Source organism: Streptomyces coelicoflavus (assembly GCF_045041415.1).
In the GTDB taxonomy this organism is placed as follows: Bacteria; Actinomycetota; Actinomycetes; order Streptomycetales; family Streptomycetaceae; genus Streptomyces; species Streptomyces coelicoflavus.
In genome coordinates this window covers 204,633-221,997 of record NZ_CP108218.1, presented here as the reverse complement: position 1 = coordinate 221,997, position 17,365 = coordinate 204,633, and the positions used below count along the sequence as shown (strand labels likewise).

The 17,365-nt window shown below is 71.5% G+C and carries 17 protein-coding genes; 4 read left to right on the top strand and 13 right to left on the bottom strand.

Annotation, left to right across the window (positions count from 1 at the left end; all coding sequences use genetic code 11):
• Positions 1 to 6: 6 nt before the first annotated feature.
• The 4 genes from OHA99_RS00985 to OHA99_RS00970 are packed head-to-tail and all read right to left on the bottom strand — an operon-like array spanning position 7 to position 4,061.
• Complete coding sequence (locus OHA99_RS00985) at positions 7 to 906, bottom strand: carbohydrate ABC transporter permease (RefSeq protein WP_153176257.1); 900 nt, start codon at positions 904 to 906, stop codon at positions 7 to 9.
• Positions 903 to 1,853 (bottom strand): carbohydrate ABC transporter permease, encoded by a 951-nt coding sequence (locus OHA99_RS00980; RefSeq protein ID WP_007389616.1) that lies wholly within the window; start codon positions 1,851 to 1,853, stop codon positions 903 to 905. Before OHA99_RS00980 ends, OHA99_RS00985 begins: the two co-directional genes overlap by 4 nt.
• Positions 1,854 to 1,867: 14 nt before the next feature.
• The gene (locus OHA99_RS00975; protein ID WP_381500953.1) at positions 1,868 to 3,196 is read right to left on the bottom strand and encodes an ABC transporter substrate-binding protein; all 1,329 of its coding nucleotides are present in this window, start codon (positions 3,194 to 3,196) and stop codon (positions 1,868 to 1,870) included.
• A 37-nt stretch (positions 3,197 to 3,233) separates the two neighbouring features.
• Positions 3,234 to 4,061: an endo alpha-1,4 polygalactosaminidase gene (locus OHA99_RS00970; RefSeq protein ID WP_366471639.1), complete on the bottom strand. Its 828-nt coding sequence runs from the start codon at positions 4,059 to 4,061 to the stop codon at positions 3,234 to 3,236.
• A 372-nt stretch (positions 4,062 to 4,433) separates the two neighbouring features.
• Between OHA99_RS00970 and OHA99_RS00965 the strand changes: the two genes are divergently transcribed.
• A complete protein-coding gene (locus OHA99_RS00965; RefSeq protein WP_054101081.1) occupies positions 4,434 to 4,655 on the top strand; it encodes a hypothetical protein in 222 nt (73 codons plus the stop codon).
• A 16-nt stretch (positions 4,656 to 4,671) separates the two neighbouring features.
• Here OHA99_RS00965 and OHA99_RS00960 read toward each other — a convergent pair whose 3' ends face one another.
• The 5 genes from OHA99_RS00960 to OHA99_RS00940 all read right to left on the bottom strand — a co-directional run bounded on the left by OHA99_RS00960 (position 4,672) and on the right by OHA99_RS00940 (position 10,852).
• Positions 4,672 to 6,102, bottom strand: coding sequence for a cellulose binding domain-containing protein (locus tag OHA99_RS00960; protein ID WP_405693512.1), 1,431 nt, complete (start codon positions 6,100 to 6,102; stop codon positions 4,672 to 4,674).
• Positions 6,099 to 7,718, bottom strand: coding sequence for a beta-N-acetylhexosaminidase (locus tag OHA99_RS00955; RefSeq protein ID WP_381500948.1), 1,620 nt, complete (start codon positions 7,716 to 7,718; stop codon positions 6,099 to 6,101). Before OHA99_RS00955 ends, OHA99_RS00960 begins: the two co-directional genes overlap by 4 nt.
• A gap of 73 nt (positions 7,719 to 7,791) precedes the next feature.
• Positions 7,792 to 8,643, bottom strand: a complete 852-nt coding sequence (locus tag OHA99_RS00950) for a carbohydrate ABC transporter permease (protein ID WP_405693510.1) — start codon at positions 8,641 to 8,643, stop codon at positions 7,792 to 7,794.
• Positions 8,640 to 9,554: a carbohydrate ABC transporter permease gene (locus OHA99_RS00945; RefSeq protein ID WP_153176251.1), complete on the bottom strand. Its 915-nt coding sequence runs from the start codon at positions 9,552 to 9,554 to the stop codon at positions 8,640 to 8,642. Before OHA99_RS00945 ends, OHA99_RS00950 begins: the two co-directional genes overlap by 4 nt.
• Positions 9,555 to 9,583: 29 nt before the next feature.
• Complete coding sequence (locus tag OHA99_RS00940; protein WP_153176250.1) at positions 9,584 to 10,852, bottom strand: extracellular solute-binding protein; 1,269 nt, start codon at positions 10,850 to 10,852, stop codon at positions 9,584 to 9,586.
• A 226-nt stretch (positions 10,853 to 11,078) separates the two neighbouring features.
• Here OHA99_RS00940 and OHA99_RS00935 point away from each other — a divergent pair, with 226 nt between their 5' ends.
• Together OHA99_RS00935 and OHA99_RS00930 are read left to right on the top strand one after the other, a co-directional pair.
• Positions 11,079 to 11,924, top strand: a complete 846-nt coding sequence (locus OHA99_RS00935) for a GntR family transcriptional regulator (RefSeq protein ID WP_153176249.1) — start codon at positions 11,079 to 11,081, stop codon at positions 11,922 to 11,924.
• A gap of 205 nt (positions 11,925 to 12,129) precedes the next feature.
• Positions 12,130 to 13,551, top strand: a complete 1,422-nt coding sequence (locus tag OHA99_RS00930) for a Gfo/Idh/MocA family oxidoreductase (RefSeq protein WP_366471644.1) — start codon at positions 12,130 to 12,132, stop codon at positions 13,549 to 13,551.
• Positions 13,552 to 13,587: 36 nt separating this feature from the next.
• Here the strand turns inward: OHA99_RS00930 and OHA99_RS00925 are convergent, their stop codons facing one another.
• Positions 13,588 to 14,346: a hypothetical protein gene (locus OHA99_RS00925; RefSeq protein WP_153176247.1), complete on the bottom strand. Its 759-nt coding sequence runs from the start codon at positions 14,344 to 14,346 to the stop codon at positions 13,588 to 13,590.
• A 331-nt stretch (positions 14,347 to 14,677) separates the two neighbouring features.
• On the opposite strand from OHA99_RS00925, the gene OHA99_RS00920 reads away from it, so the two are divergent.
• On the top strand, positions 14,678 to 14,881 hold the full coding sequence (locus tag OHA99_RS00920; protein WP_003978336.1) for a cold-shock protein: 204 nt from the start codon (positions 14,678 to 14,680) through the stop codon (positions 14,879 to 14,881).
• Positions 14,882 to 14,976: 95 nt separating this feature from the next.
• On the opposite strand, the gene OHA99_RS00915 is transcribed toward OHA99_RS00920, so the two are convergent.
• From OHA99_RS00915 to OHA99_RS00905, 3 genes are all read right to left on the bottom strand, one after another.
• Positions 14,977 to 15,810, bottom strand: coding sequence for an alpha/beta fold hydrolase (locus OHA99_RS00915; protein WP_282880253.1), 834 nt, complete (start codon positions 15,808 to 15,810; stop codon positions 14,977 to 14,979).
• A 34-nt stretch (positions 15,811 to 15,844) separates the two neighbouring features.
• The gene (locus OHA99_RS00910; RefSeq protein WP_405693505.1) at positions 15,845 to 16,660 is read right to left on the bottom strand and encodes an SAM-dependent methyltransferase; all 816 of its coding nucleotides are present in this window, start codon (positions 16,658 to 16,660) and stop codon (positions 15,845 to 15,847) included.
• 108 nt (positions 16,661 to 16,768) lie between these two features.
• On the bottom strand, positions 16,769 to 17,350 hold the full coding sequence (locus OHA99_RS00905; RefSeq protein WP_381572243.1) for a helix-turn-helix domain-containing protein: 582 nt from the start codon (positions 17,348 to 17,350) through the stop codon (positions 16,769 to 16,771).
• Positions 17,351 to 17,365 lie beyond the last annotated feature (15 nt).

Below are 17,365 nucleotides of genomic sequence, written 5' to 3'. Positions count from 1 at the left end.
GGGTGGTCAGCCCTTGAGCCCGCTGGAGGTGATCGACTGGATGAAGGTCTTCTGCGCGCCGAGGAAGGCGAGCAGGACCGGCAGCACGGTGATGACGTTGCCCGCCATCACGGCCGCCCACTGGGTGTGGTGCTGCCCCTGGAACGTGGTCAGGCCCAGTTGCAGCGTGTACTGCGTGTCGTGGTTGATGGCGATCAGCGGCCAGGTCAGGTCGTTCCACGTGGTCAGGAAGGTGAGCACGGCCACCGTGGCCAGCGCCGGACGGGACAGCGGCAGCACGATCCGCCACAGCACCCGCAGCCGTGAACAGCCGTCGATCCAGGCGGCCTCCTCCAGCTCCCTGGGCAGCGAGAGGAAGAACTGCCGCAGCAGGAAGACCGCGAACGGCGTGACCAGCGACGGCACGATCAGCGCGCCCAGGGTGTCGATGAGGCCGAGCTTCTTCATCACCAGGAACGTCGGGATCATCGTCAGCTGGAACGGCACGGCCATCGTGGCCAGCATCAGCCCCAGCAGCACCCGGGACCCCGCGAACCGCATCCGGGCGAACGCGTACCCGGCGAGCGAGCCGAAGACGAGGTTCGCGGCGACCGTGACGGCGGAGACGATCAGCGAGTTGGCGAACCAGCGGGGGAACATCGCGTTGCCCAGCACGTACCGGTAACCGCCGAGGTCGATGCCGGACGGCCACAGCGCCGGCGGGAACCGGTTGATCTCCGCGTTGGTCATCACCGAGCTGAGCACCAGCCACACCAGCGGCACGGCGAAGACGAGGGCGAGCGGGGCGAGCAGCAGGTGCCACGGGCTGAACGGGAGCCGCGGACGGCGCCGTTCGACGCCGGCCGGCGGCTCGAGGACGTCGCGGACGGAGTCGGCGGTGCCCGGCCGGGTGGAGGTCGCCGTCATGATCGGGCCCCTTCGAGACGGTGGCGTCCCCGACGCCGGACGAGACGGACGGCCCCCGCGACCAGAGCGAGCGCGACGGCCAGGACGTACGCGGCCGAGGCCCCGTACCCGGCGGTGGCGTTCTTGAAGGCCTGCTCCCAGATGAAGTAGACGATCACCGTGGTCGACCCGAGGGGACCGCCCTTGGTGGTGACGTACACGAGGTCGAAGACCTGGAGGGACTGGATGGCCTGCCACAGCACCAGGAAGACGGTGACCGGGGTGAGCGTGGGCAGCGTGACGTGGCGCAGCAGATGCCGTCGGCCCGCCCCGTCGAGACGGGCCGCCTCGATCAGGGACTGCGGCACGTCCTGGAGGGCGGCGAGGTAGACGACGACGCAGAACCCGGTGCCGCTCCACAGCGTGATCGCCACCAGCACCAGAAGTGCCTGGGAGGGATCGGACAGGAAGCCCTGCGACGAGACGCCGAGACGGTGCAGCACCGAGTTGGCCGCGCCGAACTCCGGGTCCAGGATGAAGGAGAACAGCACCCCCTGTGCGGTCGCCGACAGCACGAACGGCACGAAGATCAGGGTGCGGTAGAGGCCGACGAGGCGGATGCGCCGGTTGAGGACCAGGGCGAGGGCCAGGCCGAACAGCAGGCTCAGCGGCACGTACAGGACGGTGTAGAGCAGCGTGTTGCGGACCGCCTGGCTGAAGTTCGGGTCCTGGGCCAGGGCGCGGTAGTTGTCCAGGCCCACCCAGCGGCTGGGCGTGACCAGGTCGCTGGCCTGGAACGAGAGCAGCAGCGACCAGATCACCGGGACGATGCTCAGGCCGAGGACGATCAGGACCGCCGGCGAGACGAACGCCCAGGCGGTGCCGGTTTCGCGGCGGCGCTTGCGGCGCAGCGGGCGAGGGTCCGGCGGCGGGCCCTCGACGGTGATGGGGCGGGGGAGGCGCGGCATGGCGGTGTGGCTCCTCAACGCGGAATGAGCAGGGCGGCGTTGGCGTCATCGGCGCAGGCCCGCAGCGCCTCCTCGGGCGTGCTGCGCCCCAGGAGCACGGCGACGACCGCCTGCCCGAGCGCCTGCGAGACCTCCGGGTACGCCGGGTGGACGGGGCGTACGCGCGCCGTCTCCAGTGCCTTGGTGAACACGCTCAGGCCCTCGGTGCGGGCGACCTTGTCCTGCCAGGCGGGCAGGGCCTCGGTACGGCGGCTGAGCGGGAGACTGCCCGCCTCGATGTCCCAGCGCACGTCCTGCTCCGGCCGGGCCAGCCAGCTCAGGAAGGTACGGGCGGCTTCGGTGCGTGCGTCGCCGTTGTCGAACATGGTCCAGGTGTCGGGCCCCGAGATGGTGACCGGGCGCCCGCTGAAGGACGGCAGGGGGACGACGTGGTAGTCGATCCCGGCGGTCTCGATGTCGGGCAGCTGCCACGGCCCGGTGACCACCATGCCCATGCGGCCGGACTGGAAGACCTGGTACATCTGCTCGCTGCCGGGCTTGGGGTCGATGTAGACGCTCTTGTCCCGGGCCAGGTCGGCCACCACCTGAAGCGCCCGGGCGCCGGTGTCGGCGAAACCGATGTTCTTGCCGCCGTCGTCGACGACGTCACCGCCCAGGTCCCAGATCAGCGGCCACAGGCGCCACACGGTGTCCTCGTCGCCGGTGCCGGGCCAGCCGGTGCCGAACCGGCCCCGGCCCGAGCGGGTGAGCGTGCGGGCGCAGGAGACGAAGTCCTGCCAGCTCCAGCCGGCCTTCGGCAGCGGCAGACCGGCCTCGCGGAACAGCTTCCGGTTGCAGACCACGGCGAGCGAGTCGAGCACCGCCGGAGCGGCCCTGACCCTGCCGTTGAGCGTGACGGCGTCTCTGGAGGCCGCCCAGTAGTTCTTCCACGGCACGGGCCCCGACGCGACCATGTCGGTGAGGTCGACGACCTGCGGGCTGCGGGCCACCCGGGCCAGGTCCGACCCGAAGATGTAGGCGATGTCGGGGTAGGAACCGGCGGCGAGGGCGGCCGTCACCTTCTGGAGCATCACGTCCGACAGCACGCCGCCGCCCAGCTTCACCCTGATCTTCGGGTGCGAGCGTTCGAAGTCGGCGACGAGCCCCTCCAGGGCCTTCTTCGCCGTGTCCGCCTGGCCGTGCCACATCTCGACGGTGACCGTGCCGTCGGCCGCGACGCCGTCGTCCGTACCGGCCCCGCAGCCGGTCACCGCGCTGCCCGCGACCGCCGCGAGGGCGGCACCCCCGCCGGCCCGCAGCACGCCCCGGCGCGAGGGGCGTGCGGCACGTCGGACCGCATCCATCTGTACCTCCAAGGACTTCGCCGGCCGTCGGGCGGTGTCAGCAGGTCTCACGTACGTAGCCGCTGCTGCCCTTGGGCGACACGTCCAGGTCGCGCCGGACGATGCTCAGCTCGTCGCCGAAGCCCGCGCACGCCTTCGACAGGCCCTTGGCCGTGTACTCGATGACGATCACCCGGTCGCCGAACCCGGCCGTGTAGTCGCCGCACTCGTCCCACTCGCCGCACTCCTCGGCGACCGCGAAGTCCAGCCCGTTCTCCTCGCGGTTCGGGGCCAGTTCGACGGTGTTCTTCTGCCCGATCGCCAGGCCGTCTGAGTGCGCGCGCTCGGCCAGCAGCCTGATCAGCCCCTGGGCGTCGGCGGCGTCCAGCAGGTCGCCCGCGCGGGTGTAGCTGTCGTAGTTGTCCGGCTCGACGGCCTGGAAGCCCTTGTCGGCGCAGCCGTCGATCCACGTGCCGACCTTCTCCGCGATGCGCTCGCGCTTGTCGGCCGTACGGATGTCGAGGAAGGCCTCGCCCCAGTCGGTGTCGTAGACGACCTCGCCGTTCGCGTCGCGCAGCAGCAGGTCGTCGTCCCAGTCGCCCTCGGCGCCGGGCTGGGCCTGGAAGGCGTTGACGTAACAGATGTTGTACAGCCCCGGTGCGGGAGAGGCCGAGTGGTCGCGGCTGACCACCTCCACCCCGGCCGGCGGGGTGTAGGCGCCGCCGATCTGGTAGTCGAAGCCCGCGTGCGCGGGGGGCGGGGAGTAGGCGGCGGCCTCGGCCGGCGTGCTGCCGGGGACGAGTGCGGCGGCGGTGACGAGGACGGTGGTGGCGCCCAGGCCGGCCAGCAGCGGCTTCCTGCGGGTGTGCGCCTGCGTACGGCTCATGGTTCGAGCTCCGGAGAATGGTGGGCACGTCCCCGCCTCGGAGGCGCGTGGCCGTCCTGGCGACTCAGTCCGGGCTCCTGGCGCGAAGCCAGCTACCGGCTGGGCGTACCTCTGCCGCCGATCAGACGACATCGGCGTTGACCGGGAGTAAATCGACCGGATCCAGGCCCTGTCAAGGGTTCGAAGCGAGAGAGCGGGTGCATGAAGGTGATCGAAAGGTGCTCAGTTTTTGCAGAATCAATCATGATGCGTCGGTCTCCGGCAGCCTGGGAACGATGCATGCGTGCCAGGTGGGAGCCGTGATCGCACGGCTCCCACGAGGCTGGTAGCGTCGCGTGGTCGCGGCGGGCGGCGCGAGAGAGGTGTCGGTGCGTGGGAGAGCGGCAGGACCGTGAGTGGGTGGCGATGACGCCGGGCGACTTCGACCGGGACGCCCCACTGGTCCTCAACGTGAGCACGGGGCCCGCCACCGTCCCGGCCGAGCCGGACGAGTACGGCACCGCCCCCCTGTTCGGCGAGACGGCACCGGCCTCCGGAGCCCGGCCGCGCGCCCGGCGGGGACGGCCCGCGGACGGTCAGGAACGCCTGTTCTGACCGCCCCCGCCAGGGATCACGGGGCGGGCACCTCGTCCACGAACCCGGTCCCCTCGGCGCGGTACCCGGCGACCTCGGCGGCGACCTCGGCCGGGCCGAGCACCCGGTCCTTGACGTGCAGGACGTAGTCGACCTGCTGGTCGTAGGCGCGCGGGGTCGTCGACGTCTGGCCGTTCAGGTCGATGAACCACTGGTTGAAGTTGATCGACATCGGCCGCTCGGGCAGGTAGCGCGCGTCGTGCGTGCCGAACAACTGCCCGTCCACGTAGTACGTGATGGCGCTGTCGTCGATCGTGACGACGAGATCGTGCCATCCCGCGTAGCTGCCGCGCTGCTCGGAGTGCTGGTTGACGGCCTGCCAGGGGTCGGGGTCGTAGGTCTCCCAGGAGGTCGTGTACAGGATGTTCGACGGTTCGCCCCACCCTCCGTTCGGCAGGTACTCGAAGTCGTACTCGGCGTAGTCGTCGGCCATCGGCGCCTTGAGGTCGTTGATGGTGAAGAACGTCTGCACCAGGTGGTCCCCGTCGGGCCCCGACCCCGGCGCGTCGGAGAACCTCACGCGCGCGGCGTAGGTCCCGTTCTGGAACTTCGTGGCCTTGGTCAGGATCTCCGTCTGCGAGGTGGACGCGCCGGTGCCGGCCGTGGACGTCTCCAGATTCATCACCGAGTTGCCGCCGGCGGAGACGAAGGTGACCTTCGACGGGTCCCAGGTCGCGCCGGGGACGCCGGGCCCGCCGCTGTTGGAGCGCACGTTCCAGCCGTGCGCCGAGAGCGCGGGGTCGGTGTGCGAGTCGTAGTCGAAGTCGTCGAACAGCGTCTGACCACCGCCGGGAGGGTCCGTCGGGTCCGTCGGATCGGTCGGGTCCGTGGGGTCGTTGCCCTCGGGTGCCGCGCCCCAGACGGTGGCACCGGCCAGTTGGGCGGTGACCCTGTCCCAGTTCGCGTACGAGGTCTGCGCGCCGTCGAACGAGTAGTCGTCGCTCTGCCGCAGCGTCTGCCAGTTGCTCTGGTGGAAGCGCAGTTGCAGGTCGCCGGTGTCCGCGCCGGGCGCCAGGGTGCCGGCCGGCGGGGTGAAGCCGATCTCCAGGTAACGGTCGGCCGTCGCCGTCGGGTTGCCCAGGGTGCCGAACGTGCCGGTGACGGCGGCGCAGCCGCGCACCGCCCAGGAGCAGGCGAAGCGGTAGGTGGCGCTCGGGGAGTCCGCCTTGAAGTAGTAACGGATCTTCACCTGGCTCAGCGGCACGGTGGACGAGCCGGTGTTGCGGACCTTGAACCAGGGTTCCGTCTGGTCCGCGGTGGCTCCGCTCGCGCTGGTGCGGTACTGGACGGCGAGCCCGTCGGCGGCGGGAGCGGCCTGGGCGGGGAGGGCGGTCAGGGCGCCGCCCCCCAGGAGCACGGACAGGGCGAGCGCCAGACGGGCGCGGCCCGCGGTGGGTCGGTTCCTCATGCGGGATCCTTTCGGCACGGCTCCCGCCTGCGCGGGAGCGTCGGTGGGTGGTGCGCGGTGTGGGGGAACGACAGGGGGAGACCGGCCGGCGGGGTGGCGTGCGGGACGTCCAGGGCGTCCAGGCGGGCCCGGTGACCGGCCAGCCGGGCGGTGAAGCCCGGCCAGTCCGCAGTGCCGCCCCAGACCCGGTCGGCCAGTGCGCACAGCCGCGGGTAGGTCAGGTACTCGATGTGCTGCGGCGTCCGTACGAACTCCGTCCACAACTGCCCCTGGGCGCCCAGGACGAGGGACGCCGCCTCCGGCGTCGGCGGCGCGAGGTCCACGTCGTGGACGGCGCGCAGGTCCACGATGCCGCCGGGCTGGGCGGGCGGTTCTCCCGGACCGGGGCCGCGCGCGTAGTCGAAGTAGGCCGCGCGGTGGTCGGCGTGGACGACCTGGTGCCCGCGCAGTGCCGCGGCGCGGGCGTGCGCCGGTTCGCGCCAGCTCATCATCGTGCAGTCCAGGGGGAGCGCGACGCCGCTCTCGGCCCAGACCACCGGCCTGCGTCCGGCGCGCACCAGGTGCTCGGACAGCCGTGCGATGAACCAGGGATGCAGCGCGCGGGGCCCCGCCAGCCCCTCACGGACGGCACGGGCACGCGCCCGCGGGCTCCGCTCCCACTCCGTGGTGGGCACCTCGTCCCCGCCGATGTGCACGTACGCAGAGGGGAAGACGTCCATCACCTCGTCCAGGACGGTGCGGAAGAAGTCCAGGACGTGGTCGCCGGTGCCGAGGACGTTCTCGCACACGCCCCAGTGCGTCCACACGTCCAGACGGCGGGCGGGGTCGGTGCCCAGCTCGGGGTAGGCAGCGAGAGCGGCGCGGACGTGCCCCGGCACGCCGGTCTCCGGCAGTACGCTCACGCCGCGTTCGGCCGCGTACGCCACCAGGCCCCGCAGCTCCGCCCGGGTGTAGGAGCCGCCGTGCTCCACGCCGTCGAAGCGGGAGCTGCCCGCGGGACCCACCATCGACTCCGCGCGCCGGCCGCCGACCTCGGTGAGCCGGGGGTACGCGGCCACCGGCATCCGCCAGCCCTGGTCGTCGGTGAGGTGGAGGTGGAAGACGTTCAGCTTGTGCAGCGCCAGCAGATCGACGTAGCGCCGCAGATAGGACACCGGCTGGAAGTGCCGGGCCACGTCGAGCAGGGAGCCGCGCCAGGCATGGCGGGGCACGTCGGTGATCTCCACGGCCGGCAGCTCCCACGGCACCGCGCGCACCGGCCGGGCGGACAGGGCCTCGTAGGGCAGGAGTTGCCGCACCGTCTGCACCCCGCTCAGGAGACCGGCCGGGCGGGCGGCCCGCAGCAGCACACCCTGGGGGCTGACGGTCAGGCCGTACCCCTCGTCGCCGAGGCCGGTCAGGGCGGGGTCGAGGGCGAGGACGAAGGCGCCGTCGTCGGCGGCGTCCAGGCGCAGTCCGGTGGCCGGGGCGAGCAGGGTGCGCAGCAGTGCCGCGGCCGGACCGGCGCCCGGCGTGACCCGCAGCCGGGTCGTGCCGTCGAGGCGGAAACGGCCGGAGCGGGTGGACAGCCGGGTCGGGCGGGGGACGAGGGCCAGTTCGGGGCGTGGCAGGTCCACGGGACGACTCCGGTGGTCGGCGGTGCACGGCGGGCGGGGAGAGGCGCGAAGCGTGGAAGGACGGCGGACGCGGTCAGCCCTTGACGCCTCCCGAGGCGAGCCCGGCCGTCACGTGCCGTTGCAGGGCGAGGAAGATGATCAGCGCGGGGAGGGCGAAGAGCGTGGCGGCCGCCATGGTGGCCCCCCAGTCGGTGCCGAAGGTCGACTGGAACGAGGAGAGCCACACCGGAAGCGTGCGGCTGTCCTGCTGCTTGATGATGAGGAAGTTGGCGTACGTGAACTCGTTCCAGGCCGTGATGAAGCCGAACAGCGAGGTGGCCATGAGGCCGGGGGCGAGCAGCGGGAACGCCACCCTGCGGAAGGCCCCGGCCCGGGTACAGCCGTCGACCTGCGCGGCCTCCTCCAGCTCCGGCGGGATGCCCGCGATGAAGCCGCGCAGCACGACCACCGTGAACGGCAGCGTGATCATGAAGTAGATCAGCGTCAGTGTCGGCAGCCGGTCGAGCATCCCGGTGTCGCGGGAGATGATGTAGACCGGGATGATCAGTGACTCCCAGGGCGCCATCTGGGCGACGAACACCGCCAGCATGAACTGCCGGCGCCCGCGCCAGCGCATGCGGGCCACGGCGTAGGCGGCGCCCAGGGCGACCAGCAGGGCGAGCAGGACGGCGCTGAAGGTCACCAGGATGCTGTTGCGCCAGAACAGGACGAAGCCGTCGGCGCTCACCGCCTCGTGGAAGTGGTCCAGCGTCCAGGCGCGGGGGATCAGCCGGGGATCGTAGGACTGGATGTCCGTGGACGGCTTGAAGGCCGTCGTGACCATCCAGTACACGGGGAACAGGCAGATCACCACGGTGAGCGCGGCGGCGGCGTTGAGCGGGAGGCGGCGCAGCACGCGGCGCAGCGGGGAACGCGGGGTGCTCACAGCTGCTCGCCCTCCTGACGGAACAGTTGGCGGAAGTAGAGGACCAGGACGCCGCTCATCAGCAGGACCGTGAGCATCGAGGCGGCGGAGCCCAGGTCGTAGCGCTGGCCCGCCAACGCGGTCTGCACGGCGTACACCGGCAGGATGGTGGTGGCCTCGCCGGGCCCGCCTCGGGTCATCACCCAGATCTGCACGAACGCCTTGAACGTCCAGATCACTTCGAGGGACAGCACCAGCATGAAGATCGGCCGGATCAGCGGGAAGGTGACGGAGCGGAAGACGCGTGCGGCCCCCGCGCCGTCCATGCGTGCCGACTCGTACAGCTCGGCCGGCACCGTGACCAGCGCCGAATACAGGGTGATCGCGGCGAACGGCACGGACTGCCAGACGATCAGCACCACCACGATGCCGAACGCCGCCCCGCCGTGCGCGAACCAGGGGTAGCCCTCGTACGACGCGAAGCCGAGGCCGGTGAGGGTCTCGTTGACGATGCCGAACTCGGAGTGGAACAGCCACTGGAAGACGGTGGTGGCCGCGACCACCGGCACCGCCCAGACCAGCACCAGGGAGCTGAGGACCACTGTCCTGGCCGCCCGGCCCAGCCGCTCGGTCATCAGGGCCACCAGGGTGGACAGCACCATGACGGCCACCACACAGACCGCCATGAACACGAAGGTGCGGCGCACCACCTCCCAGAACACCGGATCGCCGAGCAGGGTGCGGTAGTTGCGCAGCCCGACGAAGTCGGCGTCGCCCAGGATGAGCTGGCGCAGCCGGAAGTCCTGCAAGGAGATCAGTACGGCCCGGGCCAGGGGGTAGAGCAGCAGGTACAGCATGCCCAGCACCGCGGGAGCGATCAGCAGGTACGGCAGGCGGCTGCCCGGCAGGCTCCGCTCACGGACGGTCGACACGTCGCCTCCTGGTGTCGTGGACGGCGGGGTCAGGAGTCGCCGCCCAGCGTGTCGGTGATGGTCCGGGAGGCCCTCGCCGCCTCGGACTCGGCGTCCTTGCCGGTGAGTACGGCCGTCATGTACTCCTTGATCGGGTTCTTGGCCTCGACCGCCGCCCACTGGGGCGTGTTGGGCGTGGCACGGCCGTGCGCCGCGCCGGCCGCCATGGCGGCGGTGCCGGGGTCGTCGGCGACGGCGCCGGCCAGGGTCGTCTTGTTCGGCACGTAGCTCATGGCGACGGCGAGCTTCTTCTGCCAGGCGTCGCCGGTCAGTTCGCGGATGAAGGCGAAAGCCTCCTCCTGGTGGGCGGCGACGGCCGGGACGACCAGGTCCGAACCGCCGGTGAAGACGGCGCCCGGACGGTCGGGGGTCTTGCCGGGGATCGGGAAGAAGCCGAGCTTGCCCTTGAGGCCGGGGTTCTTCTCCTCGATGACCTTGGCCCCGCCCGGCACGGCGATGATCTGGGCCACCTGGCCCTTCGCCATCACCTCCGCCTGCGGCGGCTGGGCCTCGTCCGAGTCCTTGGGGCCCTTGCCGAGGGCCTGGAGGCGTCGGTAGAAGTCCATGGCGCGCAGCGCGGCCGGGCTGTCGAGGCCGCCCTTCCACTCGCCGCCCGACTTCACGGCAAGGTCGCCGCCCTCGTCCCAGACGAAGCCGGACAGGACATACCAGTTCTGGCCGGGCAGGTAGATCCCCTGGGTGCCGCCCCTGTCCAGTTTGCGGGTGGCGGCGATCCACTGGTCCCGGGTCCTGATCCGCGAGGCGTCGACACCGGCCTGCTCGAACAGGTCGGTGCGGTGGATGACGACCCGGTTGGCCGCGTAGTACGGGATGCCGTACTGCTTGCCGTCGTACGATCCGGGCTCCGCGAGCCCTTCCAGCCAGGCGTCGCCACCCAGCTCCGCCACCCGGTCCGAGAAGTCGGTGAGGCCGCCGCTCTGCGCGTACTGCGCGACCTGGGTGTTGCCGACCTCGATGACGTCCGGGGCGTCGTTGCTGGCCAGGGCGGCGGTCACCTTCTCGCCGATGCCCTCCCACTCCTGAATCTGGATCTTCAGGTCGATGCCCGGGTGGGCCTTCTCGAAGCCCGTCTCGAACTCCTTCTGGAACTCGGCGGAGACGCTGTCGCGCATGAGCCACACGTCGAGCGCGGTGCTGCCGCCGGCGCCGTCCGAGGCGGAGTCGCCGGACGAGGAACACGCGGTGAGCCCGGCGCCGAGCACCAGCGCGGAGAGCAGGGCGAGCGAACGGTACTTCACGGTTCACCTCTGGGAGAGCTGGAAGGGTCGACGCGTCCGCACTTGACCAGTAAGGGGTACGAGGCTTACCAGTTGGCGTTGCTCGAAGGTGGCATGGACCAATGAGGGCGTCAACCCCTCGCGTATGTACGGGTTTTCGGCCGAGTGCGCCGGGGGAGTGGCTGGTTCACGCCCGATGTGGACAGGTAAGCTCGGCTGACCAGTGGACCAGTTACGGGAGTACTGCATGGAGATCGACGCCGCCGCCTCCGGTGCGGTGCTCAAGCGGGAGCGCGTCCGCGACGCCATCCTGGAACTCGTCGAGGACCGGCGCCCGGGCGACGCGATCCCCTCGGAGCGCACCCTGTGCGCCGAACTCGGCGTCTCCCGGCCCACCTTGCGCGCCGCGGTCGACGAACTGGTGGTCGCCGGGCTGCTGGTGCGCGAGCACGGCCGGGGGATGTTCGTCGCCGCCGAGAAGATCACCCAGGAACTGGTCTCCGGCCGGCAGGCCTTCAGTCTCCCGCAGGCCTCCGGTGCCTGGACCAGCAGGCTCCTGGAGGTCCGCACCCTGCCCGCGGGCGCCCGGGTGGGCCGCAAACTGCGCATGTCACCGGCGGCGCAGATCCACTACGTGGCCCGCCTGCGCCTGGTCGACGGCTCACCCATGGCCATCGAGTACCTGCACGTCCCCGCCGGTCTCGTCTCGGACCTGACCAGTGAGGAACTGGAGCAGGGCGACCTGTACCAACACCTGGGCGACCGGCACGGCGTCCGGGTCAGCGAGGCCGTGCAGTCCATCGAACCCACCGTGGTCACCCGCGCGGAGGCCGACCTGCTCGACGTGCCCGAACTCTCCCCGGCGCTGCTCTTCGAGCGCCTGACCACCGACACCCGGGGCGTGCCCGTCGAGTACGTGCACTCCCTCTACCGGGGCGACCGGTACCGGATCGTCTCCCGGCTCACCCTGGGCCCGCGCGACCAGGCGCCACCACCCGGCGAGGGCCACCACCCGGGCATCCCGCCGGGGGACTTCACCACCAAGGACCCCGTCACGCTCTCCACGCGGGGGGTGGTGCAGGACGGGATGTAGCGGCGCCGCTGTCGGCGACCGGCCGCCCCGAAGTGCCCGGTTGTGCTCGGAAGTGCTCGGAACGGCCGCGCATCGAGCACGTATTGACATGTCACGGCAGAGCCCGCAGAGTCATGCCCCGAAAGTGTTCGACAGCTCGACGTTGCCCGACAACGCCCGACCGCGCCCCGACCGTGATGCGAACGCCACGAGGAGTGTTGCCGTCATGTCCGAAACGCCCGCTGTCTCACGCCGACTGCTCCTGGGCTCGGCCGCCGCCACCGGAGCCCTGGCGGCCGGGATCGGAGCCGCCGCCCCCGCAGCGTCGGCGGCCGAGCAGGCGCCCCGCCGCAGGCCCGGCCAGAAGTCGATGATCGGCGTGCCCTTCGCCGCCCACAGAACGGTCCGCGTCGGCATCATCGGACTCGGCAACCGCGGCGGAAGCATGATCACCGGCTGGGCGGCCGTGCCCGGCTGCACCGTGACCGCCGTCTGCGACATCCGCGCCGACCGGGCCGAGCGCGCCGCCGACCGCCTGGAGAGCAAGGGCAAGCCGCGCCCCGCCGAGTACGGCGGTTCCGCCGACTCATACGCCCGGATGCTCCGCCGCGACGACATCGACCTCGTGTACATTGCCACGCCCTGGGAGTTCCACTACGAGCACGGCCGGGCCGCGCTGCTCAGTGGCAGGCACGCCGTCGTGGAACTTCCCGTCGCGACCGAACTGCGGCAGCTGTGGGATCTCGTCGACACCTCCGAACGCACCCGCAGGCACCTGCTCCTGTCCGAGAACTGCAGCTACGGCCGCAACGAGCTGGCCATGCTGAAGGCGGCCCACGACGGCCTGTTCGGGGACATCACCAACGGCCACGGCGGCTACCTGCACGACCTGCGCGAACTCCTCTTCTCCGACACCTACTACACCGACTCGTGGCGACGCCTGTGGCACACCCGCAGTACCGCCTCCTTCTACCCCATGCACGGCCTGGCCCCCATCGCGGCCGCCATGGACGTCAACCGCGGCGACCGCATGACCACCCTGCGCGCCACCACGACGGCCCCGAAGGGGCTGGCCGACTACCGGGCCCGCTTCGTCCCCAGGGACCACCCGTCCTGGAAGGAGACCTACATCAACGGTGACCTGGTCACCTGCATGATCGAAACGGCGAGGGGCAGGACGATCCGGGCGGAGCACGACGTGAGTTCGCCCCGGCCCTACAGCCGGATCAACACCCTCGCCGGCAGCCGCGGCATCGTCGAGGACTACGCGGGACCCGCCCCGACCGGCGCCCGCGTCTACGTCGAACCGGACCACAGCGGCCACACCTGGCGCGACTTCGAGGGTTACCGCAAGGAGTACGACCACTGGCTGTGGCAGAAGGTCGGGGACGACGCCGCGAACAACGGCGGCCACGGCGGCATGGACTACGTGCTCCAGTGGCGCACGGTCCAGCTGATGCGCGCGGGTCTGGTCCCGGACATCGACGTCTACGACTCGGCCGCCTGGTGCTCGCCCGTCCCGCTCAGCGTCACGTCGCTGGCCAGGGGCGGCCGCCCGGTCGAGATCCCCGACTTCACCCGGGGCGCCTGGCGGGAGCGCAGGGCCGGCCTCGACTCCGGGCCCACCGACATGCCGCCCGTCGGCTGAGCACGGCGCACCGGCCGCGACACCGGCCGGGACGCCCTACCGCGACAGGACCTCCTCCGGGCCCATGACGACGACCGGATCCCTGTCCGGGTCCAGGACGGTGAGCAGCACCCGCATGTGCTCCTCGCTCAGGGACACGCAGGCGTTGGTCGGCCCGTCGTGGTCCACGTGGATCCAGACCCCGCCGCCCTTGTCCTCGCCCATGGGGCGGGTCTTGTCCAGCGGGGTGGTGCCGGGCACCCGGTTGTAGTCGATGGCGACCACGTAGTCGAAGGATCCCTCCAGGGGCTCGCCCAGATAGCCGGTGCCCGACACGGAGAACTGCGGATCCTCGTCGTAGGGGAGCAGGGTACCCGGGTCGGGCAGCCTGCCCCCCGCGTCACTGAGGCCGAAGACACCGATGGGCGTGTGCAGATCGCCCGCCTCGTGGTCGTCGGTCCAGCCGCGCAGGCCGTTGTGGGCGGGCCACGGACCCGCGACGGCGCGCCAGCCCTCGGCCGGATACCGCTCGTAGAGCACCACCCGGGCCTGCGACGAGCTCTCGGTCTCACCGGTGACCACCAGGGCCTGCCGGGTGCCGGCCGGGAGACGCTCCCGCATGACCGGCCCGATCCCCGGCAGCGGCCGGGGGAAGGAACGCGGGGGAGCGGGGCGCGGGGCCGGGGAGGCGGAACTCCCGGGCGCGTGCGCGTCCTGCGACGAGGCGCCCGTGTGCTCCCGGGCGCAGCCGGTGGCCAGCACGCCGGTGCACACGACGGCGCCGATCACCAGGGCCAGCGCTTTCCTGACGGTCATATCGATCTCCGACTCCGTGGGTGGTCTCTTCATAGCTAGACCACTTCCGGAACCGGGTTGTGCGGCCGCCTCGCCGTGTCCCCCGGATGGCGCAGCGAGGGCCCGCGAGGCGGTGGCCGGGGGCCCCGGTCTGCAACAAGGTTCCCGCTCACACCCCTTACTCACTGGTGAGGCTCGGACATGCCGTGTAGCGTCAGCATCAGATGTCGTGGTTCGCCCAGACCGCCCGCGCCGGAGTGCGGGCGGTTTGCTGTGCAATGCCGGAGGACCAGGACGACCACCTCCGGGTTCGCGCGGTGCGAATCCGATAACGGCTGAAAGGCAAAAAGGCATGGCCAGCGGAACTGTCAAGTGGTTCAACTCTGAAAAGGGCTTCGGCTTCATCGCGCAGGACGGCGGCGGCCCCGACGTCTTCGCGCACTACTCCAACATCAACGCTCAGGGCTACCGCGAGCTGCAGGAAGGCCAGGCCGTGACCTTCGACATCACCCAGGGCCAGAAGGGCCCGCAGGCGGAGAACATCACCCCCGCCTGACCGGGAGATCGTCAGCGGGGCGGGCCCCCGGGAACTTTTGTTTCCCGGGGGCCCGCCCTTGTGGCACACCGCCGCCCGCGGGACGCGCGCGGACGTCAGGGAGCGCGGCGGAAGAAGTCGAGCAGGGCCGCCGTCAACTCGGCGGGCGCGTCCTCCTGGACCAGATGACCCGCATGGGCGATCGGCTCCCATCGGGCACCGGGGACCAGACCGGCCAGTTCACGTCCCTTGGCCACGGGGATCCAGGCGTCGTCCTCGCCCCAGCAGATCAGCGTCGGCACGTCGATCCCGGCATACCGGTCCTGCATCTCGTCCGTGTACCGCTGGTCCGCCTGGGCGATCTGCCGGTAGAAGGCCGGCTGCCCCGTTTCGCCCAGCCAGGGCTCGACCAGCCGGTCCAGGACCGCCGGGTGCAGTCCCGGACCGCCGGTGGAACCGACGTACTCACGCACCAGCGCCCGGTGCAGCGACTCGGGCAGCCGCGCGAAGACCTCGGCGTTCTCGCGGACCAGCCGGAAGAACGGCGACCCCCAGGGCGCCAGTGCGACCGGGTCGACCAGGGCGAGCGCCCCGTAGCGGGCACCGTGCAGCAGATGCGCCCGCAGGGCCACGGCGCCGCCGAAGTCGTGGGCGGCCACGAGAGGATCCTCGAGCCCCCAGTGGTCCAGCAGCCCGGCGAAGACCCGGCCCTGCGCGGCCAGCGACACGTCCTGTCCGGCGGCCTTCTCCGACCTCCCGTAGCCCGGCATGTCCCAGACGAACACCTGGTGGTCGCGGGCCAGGGAGCGGGCCACCGCGCGCCAGACGTACGAGGAGAACGGCGTACCGTGCAGCAGGACCAGCGGACGCCCGCCGGGGCCGCCCAGCCGGTTCCAGCGGACGGTCCCCGAACCGCTGGGGAACGACTCGGGCAACGGCCATGCGGACATGGTGCGGTCTCCTTCCGGTCGGGCGCGGGTCACGTCACGGCTTGCGGGCGAGTCCGCCGTGCTCGCCGATGGGCCTCGGGGCCTCGGCGCCCGCCTCGGGACGCCACAGGGTCACCGTGACCACGCCGGGCTCCACCAGTTCCAGCCCGTCGAAGAACGCCGTGATCCGGTCGACGGTGCGCAGGACGTACGGCGCGGCACCGCTCTCGTTGTAGGCGTCCTGGGCGCGCTCGAACTCGGGGTCGACGCCTCGCGAACCGTCGTTGACCGAGAGGTAGCTGCCGGTCGGCAGGGCGCCGACCAGCCGGGAGACGACGGATCGCGCCCGGTCGTAGTCGGGGATGTGGCCCAGGATGTTGCTGAGGATCAGGGCGATCGGCTTGTCGAAGTCCAGCGTCTCGGCGGCGGCCGCCAGAACGGCGTCGGGGTCGAGCACGTCGGCGTCGATGTACGCGGTCGCGCCCTCGGGCGTGGAGTAGAGCAGCGCGCGGGCGTGGGCGAGGACCATCGGGTCGTTGTCGACGTAGACGATCCGCGTCTCGGGCGCGATGCGCTGGGCGACCTCGTGGGTGTTGTCGGCGGTCGGCAGTCCGGTACCGATGTCGAGGAACTGCCGGATGCCCGCCTCGGTGACCAGGTGGGTGATGTTGCGGCGCAGGAAGGCGCGGCTGCTGCGCGCGATGGTGACGATGCCGGGGAAGACGGCGGTGTAGGCGTCGCCGGCCTGCTCGTCGACCGGGTAGTTGTCCTTCCCGCCCAGCCAGTAGTTCCAGATCCGGGCCGAGTGCGGCACGGACGTGTCGATCTTCTGCTGCGTCGCGTTGCCGGGTGTCGTCGAGGGGTCGCTCATGAGTGCGGTCCGTCTTTCAGCCGAGGCGTGGGTGCTTGACCACAACCTACGTCGCAACGGCCCCTTTCTGTACACCGGTTGCCCGACGGCCGGGGCCCGGCCGCGCGGCTAGCCGGCGCCCACCGCTCCCTGCGTGGACGCCGTACGGAGCACGTCGAAGCACTCGGCGAGCAGTGGCCGCAGCGGCCGCTCCCGGCCCCCGTCGATCCAGCGCCGGAAACCGACCTTCAGTACGGCGATCGCCGCCTCGGCGGTCAGCCACGCGCCCAGTTCGTCCACGCCGCGCTCGCGCAGCGCGTCGGCGAGTGCGCCGGACAGCGACGCGAGCTTGATCAGCTCTCTCTCCCGCAGCTCCGCGTTGGCGTCGATCACGCTCTGCCGCAGGCCGACCAGATCGCCGCGCTCCTCGAAGACGCCCGCCGCGGCGTCGAGGGCGGCGGCCACCGCCGCCATCGGCGCCGCCGTCGCGGGCGCCGCCGCGACGGCGCCCGCGCACAGCTCCTCCAGCATGCTCGAGCCGGCGAAGAGAACTTCCCGCTTGTCGGCGAAGTGCCGGAAGAACGTCCGCTCGGTCAGGCCCGCACGCTTGGTGATCTCGGCCACCGGGGTCTGTTCGTAGCCGCGCTCCACGTACAGCTCCAGCGCCGCCTGCTCCAGGCGGCCGCGCGCGTTCGGCTCCCATCGACCCATGCCGCGGAGTCTACG